This window comes from Streptomyces sp. NPDC028419, assembly GCF_055565515.1.
Window position 1 is genome coordinate 83847 of sequence record NZ_JBVHUE010000036.1, and the last position, 803, is coordinate 84649.

An 803-nucleotide genomic window follows, 5' to 3' on the forward strand; every position below is an offset into this window, starting at 1 on the left:
TCGAAGACCCCCGTGCAGGAAGGGGGGGGGGGGGGGGAGGAGGGCGGGGGGGGGGGGGGGGGGGACGCCCCCCCCCCCCCCGCGGCCGCGCACGACGGGGTGCAGCGGTGCTGGTCCTCGAACAGCCGCTGCAGGTAGCGTCGTAGCAGGTCCCTCCCGTCTCGGGGGCTGGAAGGGAGCGCACGTGAGCGACTGGATCCCGCGCGAGGAGTGGGTGAAGACGCAGCCGCAGGCGCTCGTGGCATCGTGCACCATGCTGCTGGACGCCGAGGACCTCATGCACCTCCTGCGGTACGGGCCCGACCCGGCCGAGGGCGGTGGGGCGTGGTGGTTGCCGGGTGGCACGGCCGACGCGGGTGAGAACCCGTGGCCGGCGGCCCGCGGGTCGTACGAGGCGTTCGCCCCATGGCAGGACCGGCGCGAACCGGACCCCGAGGGGATCAGGTCCTCCGAGTACGTGGCCGCGATCGCCCACCTCGGCCTGGAACTATGGGATCCGGAGAGACGATAGCGAACCCCGACCCGAGGCTGCCGCCCGTGGTGGTGTGCCAAGTGGGAACGGAGCCCGGGGCGGGGTTGACGGAGATCAACGCGTCGTCGTTGTAGTTGCCGCCATGGGCGTCCAGCGGCCTTCCGTTGCTGACGCTGTCGTCGCGGGCGACATCGTCGCCGTCGACGACCAGGTCCACGTTGTCGCTCGCTCGCACGGTCGGGGGGGGGGGGGGGGGGGGGGGGGGGGGGGGGGGGGGGGGGGGGGGGGGGGGGGGGGGGGGGGGGGGGGGGGGGGGGGGGGGGGGGGGGGG

Annotated in this window: 1 protein-coding gene; it reads left to right on the forward strand. The window is 76.1% G+C overall.

All coding sequences use genetic code 11. From position 1 onward, the window contains the following. Positions 1-184: 184 nt before the first annotated feature. Positions 185-511, forward strand: a complete 327-nt coding sequence (locus ACZ4UB_RS32755; protein ID WP_468075845.1) for a hypothetical protein — start codon at positions 185-187, stop codon at positions 509-511. Positions 512-803 lie beyond the last annotated feature (292 nt).